Origin of the sequence: Streptomyces sp. NPDC049879 (assembly GCF_044461265.1) — a bacterium.
Lineage (GTDB): Bacteria > Actinomycetota > Actinomycetes > Streptomycetales > Streptomycetaceae > Streptomyces.
Genome location: NZ_JBITKT010000001.1, coordinates 663,185 through 680,863 on the forward strand (window position 1 = coordinate 663,185; position 17,679 = coordinate 680,863).

Below are 17,679 nucleotides of genomic sequence, written 5' to 3' on the forward strand. Positions count from 1 at the left end.
GCATGACCGACGGGAACCCCGGCCCGTACGCGGGCCTCGACCACATGCACACCCCGCGGCCCTGCGCGGGCTTCGACCCGCTGGCCGCCCTGCGCACCCCGGACGCGCCCGCCGTCGACGTCTTCCTCACCGGGACGGTCTTCCTCGACATCGTCTTCACCGGCCTGCGCACCGCCCCCGTGCGCGGCAGCGAGACGTGGGCCAGCGGCATGGGGTCGAGCCCCGGCGGCGTGGCCAACATGGCGGCGGCCCTCGCGCGCCTCGGCCTGCGCACGTCGCTCGCCGCCGCGTTCGGCGACGACAAGTACGGCGAGTACTGCTGGGAGACCCTGGAGCGCGGTGAGGGCATCGACCTGTCGCGCTCCCGCATGGTGCCCGGCTGGCACTCGCCGGTCACCGTCTCCATGGCCTACGAGGGCGAACGCACCATGGTCACGCACGGCCACGACGCGCCGTCCGGCTGGGACACCCCGCCCTACGGCCCCGGGGCCGCGCCCGGCGCGCGCTCGTGCGTCGCCTCCCTGCGGCCGGGGCACCCCCAGGAGTGGATCGCGCGGGCCGCGCGCGGCGGCGCGTTGGTCTTCGCCGACGTCGGCTGGGACGACACCGGCTCCTGGGACCTCGCCGCACTGCCCGACCTGGCGCACTGCGAGGCGTTCCTGCCCAACGCCGCCGAGGCCATGCGCTACACCCGCGCCGACTGCCCGCGCGCCGCCGCGCGGGCGCTGACCGAGGTCGTGCCGCTCGCCGTCGTCACCATGGGCGCCGACGGGGCCTACGCGGCGGACGGCAGGACCGGCGAGACCGCCGAGGTGCCCGGCATCGTCGTGGAGGCGCTGGACACGACCGGCGCGGGGGACGTGTTCACCGCCGGGTTCGTCGCCGGGACGCTCGCCGGATGGCCGCTCGCCGACCGGCTCGCGCTCGCCGGGCTGACGGCGGCGCTGTCCGTCCAGGAGTTCGGCGGCTCCCTGTCGGCGCCCGGCTGGCGCGAGGTCGCGGCCTGGTGGCGGTACGTCTGCTCGTCGCCCCCGGGCGACGACGGCTATGACCGCGAACTGCGGCGCTACGCCTTCCTGGCCGACCTGCTGCCGGGACCCGCGCCCGGCTGGCCGCGCCGCAGGGCCGTCCCGACGCTCGGCTTCCGGGGGTGACGCGGGAGTGCCCCGGGGGAACGGCGCGCCCGCCCGGCGTGTCGATGCCGCGGGGAACAGGTGCGATCGCCCTCCGTAAGGCTTTCGTGAGTATTTTCCCTGTGGCACCACGGGCCCCGCGTCGTACCCTGGAGGCCCCCGGCGCTCCGGCGCCGGGCACATCCGGCGCAGTTCGTGCAGACCAGTGCAGAGAGGGATGAGCAGGCCGGTCCCGCGGCCACCCATGACGCAGACACCCACACACCAGCCGGCGGCCGGCGCCGCCGAGGCGACCGCCCGGTTCACCGTCCCCGCCAAGCACCCCATGGTCACGGTCCTGGGCTCGGGCGACGCGCTGCTGCGCGTGATCGAGGAAGCCTTCCCCGCCACCGACATCCACGTCCGGGGCAACGAGATCCGCGCCACCGGCGACCAGGCGGAAGTCGCCCTGGTCCAGCGTCTGTTCGACGAGATGATGCTCGTCCTGCGGACCGGCCAGCCGCTCACCGAGGACGCCGTCGAACGCTCCATCGCGATGCTCCGCGGCGCCGAGGGCACCAGCCCCGCGCAGGTGCTGACGCAGAACATCCTGTCCAACCGCGGCAAGACCATCCGCCCCAAGACGCTCAACCAGAAGCGGTACGTCGACGCCATCGACACGCACACCATCGTCTTCGGCATCGGCCCGGCGGGCACCGGCAAGACCTACCTCGCCATGGCCAAGGCCGTGCAGGCGCTGCAGTCCAAGCGCGTCAACCGGATCATCCTCACCCGCCCCGCCGTGGAGGCGGGCGAGCGCCTCGGCTTCCTGCCGGGCACGCTCTACGAGAAGATCGACCCGTACCTGCGCCCCCTGTACGACGCCCTGCACGACATGCTCGACCCCGACTCCATCCCGCGCCTCCTCAGCGCCGGGACCATCGAGGTCGCGCCGCTGGCGTACATGCGCGGACGGACGCTCAACGACGCGTTCATCATCCTGGACGAGGCGCAGAACACGAACCCCGAGCAGATGAAGATGTTCCTCACCCGCCTCGGCTTCGAGTCGAAGATCGTCATCACCGGCGACGTCACCCAGGTCGACCTGCCCGGCGGCAAGAGCGGCCTGCGCCAGGTCCAGGACATCCTCGACGGCGTGGACGACGTCCACTTCTCGCGCCTCACCAGCCAGGACGTCGTCCGGCACAAGCTGGTCGGCCGCATCGTGGACGCGTACGACCGCTTCGACCGCGCCGAGGAGTCCGGCAGGACCGCCAGGCCCGGCAGGACAGACAGATCCGACAGGACCGGAAAGTAGCCGCTCACCACCATGGCGATCGAGGTCAACAACGAGTCCGGCCTGGACATCGACGAACAGGCCCTGCTCGACATCGCGCGCTACACCCTGGCCCGGATGCGCATCCACCCGCTGTCGGAACTCTCCGTCATCGCGGTCGACTCGGAGGCCATGGAGCAGCTCCATCTCCAGTGGATGGAGCTGCCAGGACCCACCGACGTGATGTCCTTCCCGATGGACGAGCTGCGCCCCCCCGCGAAGGACGACGAGGAGCCCGTGCAGGGACTCCTCGGCGACGTCGTCCTGTGCCCCGAGGTGGCGCGCACCCAGGGCGCCGACGCGCCGACCACACACTCCATGGACGCCGAACTGCAGCTCCTCACCGTGCACGGCGTCCTCCACCTCCTCGGGTACGACCACGAGGAGCCAGGTGAGAAGGCCGAGATGTTCGGCCTGCAGAAGGCCATCGTGGACGGCTGGCGCGACGAGCGCGGCCTGTCCGGACCGTCCCCCGCCCCCACCACCACATGACCGCCACCCTGCTCCTGTCCGTCGTCGGCCTGCTGGTGCTGGCCTGGCTGTCCTCCTGCGCGGAGGCGGGGATCGCGATGATCACCGCCTACCGCGCCGACGAGGCCGAACGGGCGGGCCGCCGCGGCGCGCCCCGCCTGGCCGTCATCGCCGCCGACTCCACCCGCTACCTCAACCTGGCACTCCTCCTGCGCATCTGCGGGGAGATGGCCGCCGCCGTCCTCGTCGCGCACGCCTGCCTCCAGGAGTTCGCCGAGGTCTGGGAGGCGCTGCTGGTGGCCTTCGCCGCCATGGTGCTGCTGTCGTTCGTCGCGGTCGGCGTCTCGCCCCGCACCATCGGACGCCAGCACCCCCTGGCGACGGCCACCGCCGCCTCGTACGTCCTGGTGCCGCTGGCCCGCGTCCTGGGCCCGCTCACCCAGTTCCTGATCATCCTGGGCAACGCGCTCACGCCGGGCAAGGGCTTCCGGCGCGGCCCGTTCGCCTCCGAGGCGGAGCTGCGCGCCCTCGTGGACCTCGCCGAGCGCGAGTCGCTGATCGAGGACGACGAACGCCGCATGGTCCACTCCGTCTTCGAACTGGGCGACACCCTGGTCCGCGAGGTGATGGTGCCGCGCACCGACCTGGTGTCCATAGACCGGCACAAGACGCTCCGCCAGGGCCTCACCCTCGCCCTGCGGTCCGGCTTCTCCCGCATCCCCGTCACCGGCGAGAGCGACGACGACATCATCGGCATCGTCTACCTCAAGGACCTCGCCCGGCGGGTGCACGTCAGCCGCGAGGCCGAGACGCGCCTGGTGGAGACCGTCGCCAGGCCCGCCACCTTCGTGCCCGACACGAAGAACGCGGGCGACCTCCTGCGCGAGATGCAGCGCGACCACAGCCACGTCGCCGTCGTCATCGACGAGTACGGCGGCACGGCGGGCCTCGTCACCATCGAGGACATCCTGGAGGAGATCGTCGGCGAGATCACCGACGAGTACGACACCGAGCTGCCGCCCGTCGAGGAACTGGAGGACGGCGCGCGCCGCGTCACCGCCAGGCTCGACATCGGCGCGCTCGGCGAGCTGTACGGCCTGCTGCTGGACGACGAGGACGTCGAGACCGTCGGCGGCCTGCTGGCCAAGGCGCTCGGCCGCGTCCCGATCCCCGGCGCGTCCGCCACGGTGGACATCGCCCCGGAGCAGGCCGCGCCGCACCACCAGGGCACGCTGCCCTCGGCGCTGCGCCTGACCGCCGAGTCCACCGCCGGGCGCCGCAACCGCATCGACCGCGTCCTCGTGGAACCCCTGGCACCGGACCCGGCGGAGTCGTTCCCCGAGTCGTAGGCCCGGTCCGGCACCCCCACGCGCGGTCACCCGAATGGTCGGCCGCGCGTGGCCGTGCCGTCCTCCGGATGGCGCCATGGAAGTCATGTACACGCATCTGAGGGCCGCGGCCGTCACCGGGGTCGCCCTGCTGGGACTGACCCTGCTGCCCGCCGACCCGTCCGTCGGCACCGACGTGCTGCCGGAGCGGCGGCTGCGGACGGCGCTGCTGGACACGATGGACTTCCCCGAGGGCTGGGCCGGGGACAGCGCGCGCTCGGCGAAGGAACGCGGCTTCGGCGTGCCAAAGCCGCAGGAACGGTCCTGCCGCGCCCTGTTCGACAGCACCGAGAAGACGGCGGCGCGCGCCGGGTTCGCCAAGTCGGAGAGCGGCCCGTTCGTCACCACCGTGCTCGCCGCGCACGAGAGCGAGGACGCGGCCCACGCCGCCGTCACCGCCTTCGCGCGCACGGCGGCCGAGTGCAGGACGTTCCACACCCGCGAGGGCCCCGGGCGCGGCACGGTCACCGTGGCGTACGACGGCGCCGACGAAGCCGACGGGCCCGGCGTCAAGTCCCTCGGCGAGGAGAGCGCCGCCCTGCGCTTCGAACGGCGCGTCGAGGGCGCCCGCGACCGTACGCCCGTGGTGGCGGACGTGGTGATCGCGCGGGTCGGCGCCCAGGTGCTGCGCGTCGCCCAGGCCGGGCGCGACGACCGGGGCACGGACTCCCTGGAGCCCATAGCCGACCGCGCCGTGGAGAAGCTGGAGCAGGTCGCCGGGGGCGAGGACCCCGCGCCGCCCCCCGACCAGCCGGGCACCACGCGGCTGTGACCACCCGCGCCAGGGCATAGGCTCGTCCGTATGAGTGAAGCCCCCGAGGCCGCCCCCCTCGACCCCGAGGACCGCAAGATCATCACCCTCGCGCGCAGCGCCCGCGCCCGCAACCAGGTCCCCGAGGGCGCCGCCGTCCGCGACGGCACGGGACGCACGTACGCCGCCTCCACGGTCGCCCTCGACTCGCTGCGGCTGAGCGCGCTGCGCACCGCCGTCGCGATGGCGGTCGCCAGCGGCGCCGACACCCTGGAGGCCGCCGCCGTCGTCAGCGGCGCCGACGCGCTGCCCGCCGACGACCTCGCGGCGGTCCGCGACCTCGGCGGCCCCGGCACCCCCGTGCTGCTGGCTGGCCCCGACGGCACCCTTCGTGCGACGATCCCGGCGTCATGAGCAGCCCCCGCACCCCCAGCAGCCCCGCGCCCGTCCACCGCTCCGGCTTCGCCTGCTTCGTCGGCCGGCCCAACGCGGGCAAGTCCACGCTGACCAACGCCCTCGTCGGCACCAAGGTCGCCATCACCTCCAACCGGCCGCAGACCACGCGCCACTCGGTGCGCGGCATCGTGCACCGCCCCGACGCGCAGCTCGTCCTCGTGGACACCCCGGGCCTCCACCGCCCGCGCACGCTCCTCGGCCAGCGCCTCAACGACGTCGTGCGCACCACCTGGGCCGAGGTGGACGTGATCGGCTTCTGCCTGCCCGCGAACGAGAAGGTCGGCCCCGGCGACCGCTTCATCGCCAAGGAGCTGGCGGCGATCAAGCGCACGCCGAAGATCGCGCTGGTCACCAAGACCGACCTCGTGCAGGGCGACGCGCTCGCCGAGCAGCTGATCGCCGTCGACCAGCTGGGCAAGGAGGCCGGGTTCGAGTTCGCCGAGATCGTGCCGGTCTCGGCGGTCGCGGGCCGCCAGGTGGACCTGGTCGCCGACCTGCTCGTGCCGCTGCTGCCCGAGGGCCCGCCGCTCTACCCGGAGGGCGACCTCACGGACGAGCCGGAGCAGGTCATGATCGCCGAGCTGATCCGCGAGGCGGCCCTGGAGGGCGTGCGGGACGAGCTGCCGCACTCCATCGCCGTGGTCGTGGAGGAGATGCTGCCGCGCGAGGACCGCCCCGCCGACCGGCCGCTGCTGGACATCCACGCGTTCCTCTACATCGAGCGCACCAGCCAGAAGGGCATCGTCATCGGCCCCAAGGGCCAGCGGCTGCGGGACGTCGGCACCAAGGCGCGCCGCCAGATCGAGGCCCTGCTCGGCACGCCCGTCTACCTCGACCTGCACGTGAAGGTCGCCAAGGACTGGCAGCGCGACCCGAAGCAGCTGCGCAAGCTGGGCTTCTGACGGACACCCGGCACGCCGGGCGCTTGACCTTCACACCGGTGTCAGCCCTTACGGTGCGCGTGTCCGCCGCACGCGCCCCCTGAGGAGCCCGCCATGTCCGCAGCACCGCCGCCCGCACCCAGCGCGATCGTCGTCGGGGCCGGTCCCGGCATCGGCCTGGCGGTGGCCCGCCGCTTCGCGCGGGAGGGGTACGCCGTCGGCCTCGTCGCGCGGCGCGCGGAGACCGTACGGGACACCGCCGCCGCTCTCGGGGGCCTCGGCGGCGGCCCGGTCGCGACGGCCACGGCGGACGCCACCGACGAGACCGCCCTGCGCGCCGCGCTCGACAGCCTCACCGGCGCGCTGGGGACGCCGCACACCGTCGTCTACAACGCGGCGCTCATCCGGCCCGACGCCATCGGCGACCTGTCGCTGCGCGAGCACCTCGACGCGTGGGCGGTCAACGTGGGCGGCGCCCTCGTCACCGCCGCGCACCTCGCGCCCGCGATGGCGGAGCGGGGCAGCGGCTCGTTCCTCGTCACCAGTGGCATGCCGAAGGCGAAGCCGGAGTACGCCAGCCTGTCGCTGGGCAAGGCGGGCGTACGGGCGCTGGTGTCGCTGCTCGACGGCACGTACGGCCCGGCGGGGGTGCACGCGGCGAGCATCCGCGTGGACGGCCCGGTCGCGCCCGGCACGGCGTTCGACCCCGACGACATCGCCGCCCACTACTGGCGGCTGCACACCGAACCGCGCGGGCGGTGGACGCACGAGGCCGTGCACTCCGGCGACGCCTGAACACGCCGCCGGTGAGAGGGGAGAGCCCCGGCCCGCGGACGGCGCGGCGCGCCTGTCCGCGTCCCCGAAACACCCGCCCACGGGCCAGTTTTCTGACCCTGGCCGCACGGGAAGGGATCGCGCGTCCGCGTGCCGGCACGCCCGCCAGGGACGCGGCGGGCGTGCCGGACAGCGGCGGACCGGGGGCCGCTGCCTGCGCGCGGTACGTGCCCGGCCGCGGGCGGGCGGCGTGGCGACGCGGTTCGGGATACCGACGCGCGGCCGTCGTGGCGGGCACTGGCGTGAGGCCGGTGACTCCGGCACCGGCTTTCGCGCGTTCCCTTCGTGCCGGGCGTGGTGCGTGTCCGGCTGTGGGCGGGCGGTGTGGTGACGCGGTTCCGGGTACCGGCGCGCGGTCGTCGTGGTGAGGGCGGTGGCGCGGTACCGGCTTTCGCGTGCCCCCTTCGCGCCCGCCTGTCGGGACCAGGGCCGCGTGGAGCAGGCGGCCGGGGCGGCCCGGTGGTTCCCCGCCGGGCACTGACCGGGTCGCGCGATGGTGCGGCGCGGTGCCGTGGCGGCTGACGCGCCCCCGGGGACTGGCGCGGGGGCGGGCACCCCGGCACCGGCTGCCGCGCATCCCCTTCGCGCCGGTCCGTCGGGACGTGGGCCGTGCTGGGCGTGGTGCACGCCCGGCCGAGGTGTGGTGGTGCGGCGTGACCCGGCACCGGCTGCCGCGCGTCCCCTTCGTGCCCGCCCGGGGAGGCCGCCGTGGTTCTCCGTCGGGCATCGGCCGGGGCGCGCAGGCCCCGCGCCTCACTTTCCGGGCGCGGGGCGGCGCCGTGCCGTCACGGGACGAGGACGATCCGGCCGCGGACCCCGCCCTCGGTCATCGCCTGGTAGGCGCCGGCCGCCTCGGCGAGCGGTACGACGGCGTGGACGCGCGCCGGGAGGTCCCCCTTCGCCACGCGTGCGAGCAGCCGGGTGAGCAGCTCGCCGTCGGGGCGGGCGAACACCACCTCCACGCTGACGCCGCGCTCCTCGGGGAGCCGCGCCGCCGGCTGCACGCCGACGAAACGGCCGCCGTCGCGCACCGCCGCCAGGGCGCGTTCCTGGAGGGCCCCCGCGTCGGCGACGGCGTCCCAGCCCTCGCCCGGCCCGGTGGTGAAGCCCGCGCCCAGGCCGCGGACGAACGCCTCGTCGGCCGCCCTGGCCATCCCGGTCACCTCCCAGCCGCGGTCCCTGGCGAGCACGGCGACGTGCGGGCCCACCGCACCGGCGGCGCCGGTCACCAGCAGCCGCCCGCCCCCCTCGGGCGCCGCGCCGAGGAGGTCGACGATCATGGCCGCGGCGGTGGCGTTGAGCGGCACGGTCGCCGCCTCGACCAGGTCCACGCCGTCCGGGACGACGGCGACGTCCGCGGCGGGGACGACGAGGAGTTCGGCGTGGGAGCCGTGGGCGCGGTCGAAGCCGTCGACGAATCCGGCGACACGGGTGCCGACCGTCAGCCCGGCGTCCGGTCCCGCGGCGTCGACGGTCCCGGCGAAGTCCCAGCCGAGACCGGTGTGTTCCGGCTGGTTGACCATGCCGAGCCGGTGGAACACGCCCCCGGCCACGCCCAGGTCGACCGGGTTGACCGCCGCGCCCGCGATCCTGACGCGGACCTCCCCGGGACCCGGCTCGACCGGCGGGACGTCGGCGATCTCGACCGAACGGGGCCCGGACGGGACGCGGACCACGGCCTGCCGGTACGTCTGCTGCTGGGTCGTCATCTTCTTCTCCTGAAGCTCCGGCGAGGCGGTGTTGCCTTCGCGGTGGTTGCAGGACCACCATGGAGGCACCCGGTTACCCGGGGGAAGTAGGCACCTTGAAGTGCCTAAGTCACCGACCGGAGGAGATCACCCGTGGCGACCAGCACCGCGTCCGAGCGGAAGGCCGTGGCCAAGGCGGAGTACGACGCGTTCCTCGCGATGTGTCCCAGCCGCCAGCTCCTGGAGCGCATCTCCGACAAGTGGGTCGCCCTCGTGCTCGCCGCGCTGGGCGGCGACGGCCCGGGGCCCGGGGTGGTCCCCGGCGCCGGACCGCGACCCATGCGCTTCTCCGAACTGGCGCGCCGGATCTCGGGCGTGAGCCAGAAGATGCTCACGCAGACGCTGCGCTCGCTGGAGCGCGACGGCATCGTGACCAGGACCGTGACGCCCACCGTGCCCGTCACCGTCACGTACGAGCTGACCGCGCTCGGCGGCTCGCTCCAGGGCGTCATGCTGGGGATCAAGGAGTGGGCCGAGGGCCACATGGGTGAGGTCCTGGCCCACCGCGACGGCTACGACCAGGGCCGGGCCGACACCGCCCGCTGAAACGCCCCGGGCGCCGCGTCAGTTCGAGGCGGCGGTCGCGGCCTCGGTGAGGAGGACGGCCGTCTCGGCCGCGGAGAGGCCGAGGGCGGCGCCGATCGTGCCGAGCGCCGAGCGCTCCGCCGCGCGGTAGGGGCCGTCCGCGAGCGCGATCCGCGCGCCCTGGAACACCAGCGTCCGCCGCCCGGGGCCCGCCAGGTGCGGGGCGAGCGCGCCCAGCGTCTCGTGCACCTCGTGGTCCATCAGCGGCGACTGGCGGCAGCTCAGCGCCGCCTGGAGCGTCAGCAGCCGCTCCTCCGTGCACTCGGCGAAACCGGCGGCCCGCACCGTCTCGACGGCCGTGCGCCGCGCGGCGGCCTCGTCGCCGCCCGCCGCGAGCATCATCAGGGCGACCGAGTGCACCGCGTCCCGCAGCAGACCGGCCAGCCGGGTCGTCGTGGGCTGGTCCAGCGCCGCCACGGGGTGGTGCGTCCGGCACGACACGCACTCCACGACGGGCTCCACCGCGCCGCGCGGCAGCAGCGGTACGCCCAGCAGCGTGAAGCGCCGCTTGCCCGTCATCCGCTGGTAACAACGGTCCCCGCCGCAGCTCGCGCACCAGAAATCACCGTCGTCGACCACGCGCCAGGCCGTGCGGACCCCCGCCACTTTCACCCCGCTGGAGTGCACCACGCCGTACCTCCGTTACCCACCGGCAACATCGCCGTGGGCGTGATGTTAACCACACCACGGGCCCGGCGTCAGTAGTGCGTCGGCACAAACCGGCCACCGGGCCCGTGGAACGGCGCGCGGGCGCCGGGTCGTCAGGCGCGCGTGGCCCTGTTGACGGCCGAGACGACCGCCTTCAGCGAGGCGCGCACGATGTTCGCGTCGATCCCGACGCCCCACAGCACGCGGTCACCGACCGCGCACTCGATGTACGCGGCGGCCTGCGAGCCCGCGCCCGCGCTCATGGTGTGCTCGACGTAGTCCAGCAGCCGTACGTCCACGCCGTCCCCGCCGATGACCCCCGCCGACGTCAGCGCGTCGAAGAACGCGGCGAGCGGCCCGTTCCCCGTACCCCGCAGCACGGTGTCGGCGCCGTCCACCACGGCCTCGACGGTCAGCGCGTCCTGGCCCTCGCTGGTCGTGGACGCCTGCGCGTCCCGCAGCGCGACGCGGCCCCAGTGCGCCTGGCCCTCACCGGCGGGCAGGTACTCGTCGGTGAACGTCTCCCAGATCTGCGCCGGGGTGACCTCGCCGCCCTCGGCGTCCGTCCTCCCCTGGATGATCTTCGAGAACTCCACCTGCATCCGGCGCGGCAGGTCCAGCTTGTGGTCGTTCTTCAGGACGTACGCGACGCCCCCTTTGCCCGACTGCGAGTTCACCCGGATCACGGCCTCGTACGAGCGGCCGACGTCCTTCGGGTCGATCGGCAGGTACGGGACCTCCCAGGGCTCGTCGGGGCGCTGCGCCTCGAAGCCCTTCTTGATCGCGTCCTGGTGCGAGCCGGAGAACGAGGTGTACACCAGGTCGCCCACGTACGGGTGGCGCGGGTGGACCTCCATCTGGTTGCAGTACTCCCAGGTCCTGCGCACCTCGTCGATCCGCGAGAAGTCGATCTGCGGGTCCACGCCCTGCGAGAACAGGTTCATGCCCAGCGTGACCAGGTCGACGTTGCCCGTCCGCTCGCCCTGGCCGAACAGGCAGCCCTCGACGCGGTCGGCGCCCGCCATGACGGCCAGCTCGGCGGCGGCGACGGCGGTGCCCCGGTCGTTGTGCGGGTGCGTGGACAGGCAGACGAACTCGCGGCGCGACAGGTGCCGCGACATCCACTCGAAGCGGTCGGCGTGCGTGGACGGCGTGGAGCGCTCGACGGTCGCCGGCAGGTTCAGGATGATCTCGCGGCCCTCGGCGGGCTGCCAGACGTCCATGACGCCCTCGCAGACCTCCAGCGCGAAGTCCAGCTCGGTGTCGGTGAAGATCTCGGGGCTGTACTGGTAGCCGAAGACGGTGCGGTCGTCCAGCAGCTTCTCCGCGTACTCCATCACCAGGCGCGTGCCGTCCACGGCGATGGCCTTGATGTCCTCGCGCCCGCCGCGGAAGACGATGCGGCGGAACGCGGGCGCCGTCGCGTTGTAGAGGTGCACGGTCGCGTGGTGCGCGCCGACCAGGGACTCCACGGTCCGCTCGATCAGGTCCTCGCGGGCCTGCGTCAGCACGGAGATCGTGACGTCCTCCGGGATCGCGTCCTCCTCGATGATCGAGCGGACGAAGTCGAAGTCGGTCCGGCCCGACGCCGGGAAGCCGATCTCGATCTCCTTGTAGCCCATGCGCACCAGCAGGTCGAACATGGCCCGCTTGCGCACCGGCGACATCGGGTCGATCAGGGCCTGGTTGCCGTCGCGCAGGTCGGTGGACAGCCAGCGGGGCGCGCGGGTGACGCGGTTGCCCGGCCAGGTGCGGTCGGGGATGTCGACGGCCTCGTACGGCCGGTACTTGTGGATCGGCATGCCGGAGGGCTGCTGGCGTGCGGTGGCCGTGGTCAGCGGCGTGTTGGTGCCCATGAGAGGCGACGGTCTCCTTGCGGGGGGTGGCTCGGACGGGAAACGGCCGACGGCAGCGCCGCACTCCGCGGGGAGGGGGTCGGCCTACGACTACAGACCCTCGCCGCGGCGGCTAAGGAGGAGCATCCCGAAACGCATCGCTCAGCCACCATAACCCCGCCACCGGCCCGTTCAGGCCGCGTATCAGCATCCGAGACGCACGCCACACCCGCGCGCCCCGGCACGCGCCAGGCGTACTCCCGGGGGAGTAACGGGCGCTCCCCACCGCCCCCGGCGGTACGGCCGACCTCGGTCCGGCGGGCGACGCGACGGGCGGCGCCCGCCGGAAGGCTGGTGGGGCACGTCACCGAACGACCCGAACCTCTGCCGGAAAGCCTGGAGGCCACCCATGGGGGCCCTGACCCTCGACACCCCGCCCGCGGACTCCCCGCCCGCACCGCCGCCCGCCGGGCGCCGCCGCCTGCTGCCCTGGGCCGTCATCGGCCTGTGGGTCGCGGTCCTGGCGCTCGCCCTCCCGTTCGCCGGGAAGCTCGGCGGCATCACGCGCGACGAGAGCGTGGACTACCTGCCCGACAGCGCCGACTCGACCCAGGTCGTCCGGCTCCAGGAGCTGCTGCCGGGCGGCGAGACCACGGACGTGATCCTCGTCTGGGCCAGAGACGGCGGCCTCACCGCCGACGACCTGGCGACGGCCGGCGAACGGGCCGCCGAGGTCGCCGCCGCCTACGACACCGGCGGCGCGGAGCCCGCGGCCGTACCGTCCGAGGACGGCACGACCGTGATGTACCCGCTGGCGCTGCACGGCCTCGACAGCTCCGAGGAGCGCTCGGACGCCGTGGAGGACATACGCGAGCGCGCCGACGCCGGGCTCCCCGGCGGCCTCACCGCCGAGGTCGGCGGCGCGGGCGCGCTCCAGCACGACAACGCCGTCGTCTTCGAGTCGGCGGACGCGACGCTGATGATGGCGACCGCGCTCATCGTCGCGCTGCTGCTCGTCATCACCTACCGCAGCCCCGTCCTGTGGCTGCTGCCGCTGCTGTCGGTCGGCGTGGCGGCGGTCTCCTCGATGGCCCTGCTGTACGCGCTGGCCCAGGCCTTCGACATCACCGTCACCACCATGAGCAGCTCGGTCATGACGGTCCTCGTCTTCGGCGCCGGCACTGACTACGCGCTGCTGCTGACCGCCCGCTACCGCGAGGAACTGCGGCGGGAACGCGTACCCCTGGAAGCGATGCTGCGCGCCGTACGCGGCTGCGGCCCCGCGCTGCTCGCCTCGTCCGGCACCGTCGCCGCAGGGCTGCTGTGCCTGCTCGCCGCCGGACTCAACAGCAGCAAGGGGCTCGGGCCCGTCGGCGCCGTGGCCGTCCTGTCGTCCCTCGCGGTCATGACGACGCTGCTGCCCGCGCTGCTCGTGCTCACCGGGCGCCGCGTCTTCTGGCCGCTCATTCCCCGGTACGGCAGCCCCGACCCGACGGCGGGGGAGCGGCGCACCCTGTTCGCGCGCATGGGCTCCTCCGTCAGCCGCCGCCCGGTCGCCATCCTCACCGGCGGCGTCGTGCTCCTGGGCGCGCTCGCCCTGGGCACGCTGAACCTGCCGGGCGCGCCCCGCAGCGAGGACACGTTCACCGACACCCCTGAGTCGATCAGCGTCATGACGCGGCTCGCCGACGCGTACCCCGGGCACGGCACGCAGCCGCTGGCCGTCATGGCGAGGACCGACCACGCCGCCGAGGTCGCCGAGGCGGCCGGGGCCACCGAGGGCGTGGACCGCGTGGAGGAGGGCAGGTCGGCGGAGGGCTGGACGGAGATCGCCGTCTGGGCCACCGCGCCGCCCGAGTCGGACGGCGAGAAGGAGACCATCGGGGCGCTGCGCGGCGCACTGCACGCCGTCGAGGGCGCCGAGGCGGTCGTCGGCGGCTCGACCGCCCAGCAGATCGACCTCGCGGACACGAGCGCCGAGGACCAGGCGCTCGTCCTGCCGCTGGTGCTCGGCGTCGTCCTGCTGATCCTGATGGCGCTGCTGCGCAGCGTCCTCGCGCCGGTGCTGCTGCTCGCGGCGGTCGTCGCCTCGTGGGGGGCGGCGCTCGGGCTCGGCTCGCTCGTGTTCGAGTCGGTCTTCGGCTACAAGGGGATGGACCCGGCGGTGCCGCTGACCACGTTCGTCTTCTGCGTCGCGCTCGGCGTGGACTACGGGATCTTCCTGATGCACCGCATGCGCGAGGAGGCGCTGGGCGGGCTGGCGACCCGTCAGGCGGCGCTCACGGCGCTGCGGACGACGGGCGGCGTCATCGCGTCGGCCGGTGTGGTGCTCGCGGCGACGTTCGGCGTCCTGATGTCGATGCCGATGGTGATGATGTTCCAACTGGGCTTCGTGGTGGCGGTCGGCGTGCTGCTGGACACGTTCCTGGTGCGCACGTACATCATCACCGCCGCGACCTGGCTGCTGGGGCGCCGCGTGTGGTGGCCCGGCCCGCTCTCCCGCGGGGCGGATGCCCGATGATGGCGCCATGCCCGCGCCCACGCTGATACGCCCGTTCTACCCGGAGGAGCCGGGCACCGTCCCGGCCCTCCGGGCAGACGTCCTGGTCGCCGTCGTCACCTTCACCGTCTGCGCGCTGGCGACGCTGGTGCGCGAGCCCCACGGCAAGGGGCTCGACGCAACGGGCTGGCTGCTGCTCGGCGGCCTGGTGCTGCCGCTGGTCTGGCGGCGGCGCGCCCCGCTCGCCGTACTGCTGGCGCATTTCGCGGGGGCGGGCGCGTTCCACGCCCTGGACTACGACCACGTCGCGCCGTTCACCGCCACGGCGCTGGCGGTGTACTCGCTCGCGGTGGCCGGGCCGCGCTGGCGGACCGTCATTGTGGCGCACGCGCTGGTCCTTGTCGCACTGTCGGTCTTCCTCTGGCGGGACGTCACTGCCGGGGTGGAGGTCTTCCGCGTCTTCGGATGGGTGCTCGCGTTCATCATCTTCGGCGAACTGGTCAGGCTGCACTGCCAGTACGTGATCGCCGTCAACGAGCGGGCCGAACGCGCCGTCCGCAGCCGGGAGGAGGAGGCCGCGCGCCGCGTCGCCGAGGAACGGCTGCGCATCGCCCGCGACCTGCACGACCTCCTCGCGCACAGCATCACCGTCATCGGGGTCCGCACGTCCGTCGCCTCCCACCTCCTCACCACCGACCCGGGACGCCTCGACCGGCACTCGCTGGCCGAGGCGCTCGACGCCATCGCCGAGACCTGCCGCGAGGCGCGCGCCGAACTGCGCACCACCCTGCGCGTCCTGCGCGGCGACGAGGCGGACGACGAGGGCACGGAGGGAAGCTCGCCGCCGCCGGGGCTCGGGGGCATCCCGGACCTGGTGCGGCACGCGGAGGAGGCGGGGGCGCGCGTGACGCTGACGGCGGGTGTGCCCGAGGCGCTGCCGCCCGTGGTCGGCGCGGCGGCGTACCGGATCGTGCAGGAGGCGCTGACCAACGCGGTGCGGCACGCGGGGCCCGGTGTCGCGGTCACGGTCGCCGTGGACCGTACGGACACCGCGCTGCGGATCGCGGTCGTGGACGACGGCGGTGGTGACGGTGGTGGTGACGGCGGCCGTGACGGCGGGGACGCCGCGCAGCCGCCGGGCTTCGGCCTCACGGGGATGCGCGAACGCGCCCGCAGCATCGGCGGCGTCCTGACCGCCGGGCGCCGCGCGGGCGGCTTCGCGGTGACGGCCGACCTGCCCGTCGCGGCGCCGGGCGGGGAGCCGGGGGAGGACGGCGAACGCGTCGTGGAGGTGGTGGGATGAGCGAGCCGGACATCCGCGTGCTGCTGGCCGACGACCAGACGCTGGTGCGTTCGGCGTTCGCGCTGCTCGTCGAGTCGGCGCCCGGCATGGCGGTCGTCGGCCAGGCGGCCACCGGCCGGGAGGCGGTGGCGGGGGCGCGGGCCTGCCGGGCCGACCTGGTGGTGATGGACATCCGCATGCCCGACATGGACGGCATCGAGGCGACCCGGGCGATCGCCGCGGACGAGGACCTGGCGGGCGTGCGCGTGCTGGTCCTGACGACGTACGACACCGACGAGCACGTCGTGGAGGCGCTGCGCGCGGGGGCGTCGGGCTTCCTGGTCAAGGACACGCGCCCGGCCGACCTGCTCGACGCGATCCGTACCGTGGCGGCCGGGGAGGCGCTGCTCTCGCCGGGACCCACGGCGCGGCTGATCGCCCGCGCGCTGCGCGCACCCACGGCGCCCGTCGCGACGGACGCGCCCCCGGCGCTCGACCGGCTCTCGGACCGGGAGCGCCAGGTCCTCGCCCTGGTGGCGCGCGGGCTGAACAACGGGGAGATCGCCGAGACGCTCGCGCTGTCCCCGCTGACGGCCAAGACGCACGTCAGCCGCATCATGGGCAAGCTCGGCGCCCGCGACCGGGCCCAACTGGTCATCTCCGCCTACGAGTCGGGGCTGATCACACCGGGCGGCGGCTGAGGGGCGGACTCCGGCACCCCGCCCCTCAGCGGTCCGCCAGCTCGTCAGCCGCCGCCGCGCCCGCTTCCGTCACCCTGCGCAGGAAGCCCCCGAGCAGCGCCAGTTCCTCCTCGGTGTAGTCGGCGCACACCCGGTCGAGCGCCTTGTTCATCCCCCCGTACGCCCGGAAGACCTCGGCGGTCCTGCCGGGAACGGCCCGCACGGTCACCGCGCGCCGGTCCGCCGCGTCCGGGTCGCGCTCGCGGACCACCCAGCCGTCGCGCTGGAGCCGGTCGAGGACGCCGGTCATCGTCGCCGGGTGCAGCCCCGCGCGGCGGGCGAGGGCGCTCGGGCTGAGGGGGCCTTCCAGGGCGAGCAGTTCGAGGCAGTCGAGGTCCGCGCCGCGGAGCTTCAGGCGGGTGCCGACCTGGTGGCCGAGCAGCGCGAGCCGGCTCTGGAGGGCGCGCAGGGACCCCTTCACCTCGACCGTGGCCCGCCGGTGCCGTCGTGCCGGCTCCCCACCCTCAGGTGATACGGAACTCATACGTTATGCTCCTCGTATTATCTCGTTCGCGTGGTGACGGTGCGCCCGCACCACCGTACGGCGCGCCCGCGCGCCGCCCACGCCCGGAGCGAAGGAGCACTCCGATCTCCACCGCACACCTGGTCGTCACCCTCTTCGCCGCCCTGGCCAACGGCTTCTCGGGCGTGGGCGCGGTCCTGCGCCTCCCCGCCATCCTCCCGGGCATGGCCCGCGCGGGCGTCCCCGAGTCGTGGCTCGTCTTCCCGATCGGCACGCTGAAGCTGGCGGGGGCCGCAGGACTCCTCCTCGGGCTGCTCGGCGTCCCGCTGATCGGTCCGGCCGCGGCCCTCGGCCTCACCCTCTACTTCCTGTGCGCGATCGGCGTGCACGTCCACGCCCGCGACTTCTCGGCGCAGTTCGGTCTGGCCATCGGCTTCGTCGCGCTCAACACGGCCACCCTCGCGCTCGCCCTCGCCTCGTGACCCGCGCGGGCGGGGCCCGCCCGGTCCGGCAGGATGACGTAACGCCGGTCTGCCCCGCCCGTGCGCGGCTCCTCGACAGCCCCCGCCGCCCGGCGAGGGACGGAGACGGAAGCCGGGCGAGCCGTCCGGCGCCGGCTCCACGCGGCGCTCCTCGGTTCGGGCATCCC

At 74.4% G+C, this 17,679-nt stretch carries 17 protein-coding genes; 13 read left to right on the plus strand and 4 right to left on the minus strand.

The genetic code is table 11. From position 1 onward, the window contains the following. The first annotated feature begins 44 nt into the window (after positions 1–44). From ACIBPC_RS03060 to ACIBPC_RS03095, 8 genes are all read left to right on the plus strand, one after another. Positions 45–1,154, plus strand: coding sequence for a PfkB family carbohydrate kinase (locus ACIBPC_RS03060; protein WP_398841758.1), 1,110 nt, complete (start codon positions 45–47; stop codon positions 1,152–1,154). A 223-nt stretch (positions 1,155–1,377) separates the two neighbouring features. Beyond that, on the plus strand, positions 1,378–2,430 hold the full coding sequence (locus tag ACIBPC_RS03065) for a PhoH family protein (protein WP_362955778.1): 1,053 nt from the start codon (positions 1,378–1,380) through the stop codon (positions 2,428–2,430). A gap of 12 nt (positions 2,431–2,442) precedes the next feature. After that, positions 2,443–2,940 (plus strand): rRNA maturation RNase YbeY, encoded by a 498-nt coding sequence (ybeY, locus tag ACIBPC_RS03070; protein ID WP_362955781.1) that lies wholly within the window; start codon positions 2,443–2,445, stop codon positions 2,938–2,940. Next, positions 2,937–4,268 (plus strand): hemolysin family protein, encoded by a 1,332-nt coding sequence (locus ACIBPC_RS03075; RefSeq protein WP_362955784.1) that lies wholly within the window; start codon positions 2,937–2,939, stop codon positions 4,266–4,268. Before ybeY ends, ACIBPC_RS03075 begins: the two co-directional genes overlap by 4 nt. An 85-nt stretch (positions 4,269–4,353) precedes the next feature. Next, complete coding sequence (locus ACIBPC_RS03080) at positions 4,354–5,079, plus strand: hypothetical protein (protein WP_398840876.1); 726 nt, start codon at positions 4,354–4,356, stop codon at positions 5,077–5,079. A gap of 30 nt (positions 5,080–5,109) precedes the next feature. Then, entirely contained in the window at positions 5,110–5,472 is a 363-nt protein-coding gene (locus ACIBPC_RS03085) for a cytidine deaminase (RefSeq protein ID WP_362955788.1), read from the plus strand. Continuing rightward, positions 5,469–6,416 carry a GTPase Era gene (gene era / locus ACIBPC_RS03090; protein ID WP_398840878.1) on the plus strand — a complete coding sequence of 316 codons (948 nt, stop codon included), beginning with the start codon at positions 5,469–5,471 and terminating at the stop codon, positions 6,414–6,416. The genes ACIBPC_RS03085 and era overlap by 4 nt, the downstream gene beginning before the upstream one ends. 126 nt (positions 6,417–6,542) lie before the next feature. Continuing rightward, positions 6,543–7,190, plus strand: a complete 648-nt coding sequence (locus tag ACIBPC_RS03095; protein ID WP_398841760.1) for an SDR family NAD(P)-dependent oxidoreductase — start codon at positions 6,543–6,545, stop codon at positions 7,188–7,190. An 824-nt stretch (positions 7,191–8,014) separates the two neighbouring features. Here ACIBPC_RS03095 and ACIBPC_RS03100 read toward each other — a convergent pair. After that, positions 8,015–8,938: an NADP-dependent oxidoreductase gene (locus tag ACIBPC_RS03100; protein ID WP_398840879.1), complete on the minus strand. Its 924-nt coding sequence runs from the start codon at positions 8,936–8,938 to the stop codon at positions 8,015–8,017. Between the two features lie 132 nt (positions 8,939–9,070). On the opposite strand from ACIBPC_RS03100, the gene ACIBPC_RS03105 reads away from it, so the two are divergent. Then, positions 9,071–9,523, plus strand: coding sequence for a winged helix-turn-helix transcriptional regulator (locus ACIBPC_RS03105; RefSeq protein ID WP_398840881.1), 453 nt, complete (start codon positions 9,071–9,073; stop codon positions 9,521–9,523). Between the two features lie 18 nt (positions 9,524–9,541). On the opposite strand, the gene ACIBPC_RS03110 is transcribed toward ACIBPC_RS03105, so the two are convergent. Continuing rightward, positions 9,542–10,192, minus strand: a complete 651-nt coding sequence (locus ACIBPC_RS03110; RefSeq protein WP_362955803.1) for a TerB family tellurite resistance protein — start codon at positions 10,190–10,192, stop codon at positions 9,542–9,544. Positions 10,193–10,323: 131 nt separating this feature from the next. Beyond that, positions 10,324–12,066 carry a 2-isopropylmalate synthase gene (gene leuA / locus ACIBPC_RS03115; RefSeq protein ID WP_362955806.1) on the minus strand — a complete coding sequence of 581 codons (1,743 nt, stop codon included), beginning with the start codon at positions 12,064–12,066 and terminating at the stop codon, positions 10,324–10,326. A gap of 388 nt (positions 12,067–12,454) precedes the next feature. Between leuA and ACIBPC_RS03120 the strand changes: the two genes are divergently transcribed. The 3 genes from ACIBPC_RS03120 to ACIBPC_RS03130 are packed head-to-tail and all read left to right on the plus strand — an operon-like array spanning position 12,455 to position 16,528. Next, complete coding sequence (locus ACIBPC_RS03120; RefSeq protein WP_398840883.1) at positions 12,455–14,566, plus strand: MMPL family transporter; 2,112 nt, start codon at positions 12,455–12,457, stop codon at positions 14,564–14,566. Positions 14,567–14,573: 7 nt separating this feature from the next. Beyond that, positions 14,574–15,848: a sensor histidine kinase gene (locus tag ACIBPC_RS03125; RefSeq protein WP_398840884.1), complete on the plus strand. Its 1,275-nt coding sequence runs from the start codon at positions 14,574–14,576 to the stop codon at positions 15,846–15,848. Continuing rightward, on the plus strand, positions 15,845–16,528 hold the full coding sequence (locus ACIBPC_RS03130; RefSeq protein ID WP_362955815.1) for a response regulator transcription factor: 684 nt from the start codon (positions 15,845–15,847) through the stop codon (positions 16,526–16,528). The genes ACIBPC_RS03125 and ACIBPC_RS03130 overlap by 4 nt, the downstream gene beginning before the upstream one ends. A 25-nt stretch (positions 16,529–16,553) precedes the next feature. On the opposite strand, the gene ACIBPC_RS03135 is transcribed toward ACIBPC_RS03130, so the two are convergent. Beyond that, positions 16,554–17,051, minus strand: coding sequence for a MarR family winged helix-turn-helix transcriptional regulator (locus ACIBPC_RS03135; protein ID WP_398840885.1), 498 nt, complete (start codon positions 17,049–17,051; stop codon positions 16,554–16,556). 5 nt (positions 17,052–17,056) lie between these two features. On the opposite strand from ACIBPC_RS03135, the gene ACIBPC_RS03140 reads away from it, so the two are divergent. Beyond that, positions 17,057–17,512, plus strand: coding sequence for a DoxX family protein (locus ACIBPC_RS03140; RefSeq protein ID WP_398840886.1), 456 nt, complete (start codon positions 17,057–17,059; stop codon positions 17,510–17,512). Positions 17,513–17,679: the final 167 nt, after the last annotated feature.